General features: G+C 65.7%; 2 protein-coding genes and 1 pseudogene. All 3 read left to right on the forward strand.

What is annotated here, in order from left to right; all coding sequences use genetic code 11:
- The coding region (locus ACFXKA_RS43340) for a Scr1 family TA system antitoxin-like transcriptional regulator (RefSeq protein ID WP_379431962.1) at positions 1–267 on the forward strand (267 nt) is incomplete at its 5' end.
- Positions 264–485, forward strand: coding sequence for a DUF397 domain-containing protein (locus tag ACFXKA_RS43345; RefSeq protein ID WP_078075163.1), 222 nt, complete (start codon positions 264–266; stop codon positions 483–485). The genes ACFXKA_RS43340 and ACFXKA_RS43345, both read left to right, overlap by 4 nt.
- Positions 486–817: 332 nt before the next feature.
- Positions 818–1,044 (forward strand): annotated as a pseudogene (locus tag ACFXKA_RS43350) (AraC family transcriptional regulator); the annotation flags it as partial.

A 1,044-nucleotide genomic window follows, 5' to 3' on the forward strand; every position in this document is an offset into this window, starting at 1 on the left:
CTGGAACAGGGCTCGATGCGCAACGTCGAGATCCAGGTCATGCCCTCGGTGGGCGGCTTCCACCCCGGACACAACGGTTCTATGGTGATTCTGGAGACGCTGGAGCACCGCCGGGTCGGCTACATCGAGTCTCAGGACGTGGGTCTGGTGATCACCAACCCGACAAAGGTCAGCACCTTCGGACTGCGCTATGGCAAGCTGCGCACGCAGGCCCTCAACGCGGAGGAGTCTGCCCGTCTCATCGAGCGCGTGGCAGGAGAAGCATGAGTACCGAGCAAGTTGCGACCGGGTCCGCACAGCTCACATGGTTCAAGAGCAGCTACAGCGGCTCGGGCGGCGGCAACTGCGTCGAGATCGCCCTCGCCCCCACGACGGTCCACATCCGCGACTCCAAGACGGCTCCCGGCCCCGTACTGCACGTCTCCAACGGGCCCTGGCGCACGTTCCTCTCGTTCGCCGAGACCGAGGCACACGTCGCGGACTGACGCTGCCGCGGCCGTACTCGGCTCGATCTTCAATGCGCCTGACCTGCTGTGGTACGCGATCGGTGCAGCGGTGGCCGCGTCGGCGCATACGTGGGTGGGCGGCCGGCGGGCGGCTCGGGAGCGCCGTCCAGGTGCTCCGCGCGCCGCAGTTGGCGGTCGATGGCGCGGTCCCTGATGTACCCGATGAGACCGGGAAGGGCGAGAAGGCCGAAAAGGGCAAGTACGACGAAGTAACAACCGATTGCGTTCATGCCTCCACTGTCGTCGTTCCGCGACAGAAACAGCAGTGGCAGGACTGTCATGAACCATCGAATTACTGCCACACTGCTTCCATGCTGAGAAACGTGGCGGTCGTCCTGCTCGACGGTGTGCACCCCTTCGAGCTCGGTGTGCTCTGCGAGGTGTTCGGTCTCGACCGCAGCGCGCAGGGACTGCCGGTCTACGACTTCGCCGTCGTCTCCGCCGAGGGTCCGGTCCTGCGTACGCACGCGGGGTTCACCATCTCCGCGCTCCAGGGTCTCGACCGGCTGGAGGAGGCCGATCTGATCTGCGTACCGGC

The organism is Nocardia sp. NPDC059228, from assembly GCF_042754245.1.
Classification (GTDB): Bacteria; Actinomycetota; Actinomycetes; order Mycobacteriales; family Mycobacteriaceae; genus Nocardia.

Excerpts from the sequence above, each read along its gene's own strand:
- ACFXKA_RS43345 (WP_078075163.1), top strand. The coding sequence starts at position 264 with ATGAGTACCGAGCAAGTTGCGACCGGGTCCGCACAGCTCACATGGTTC.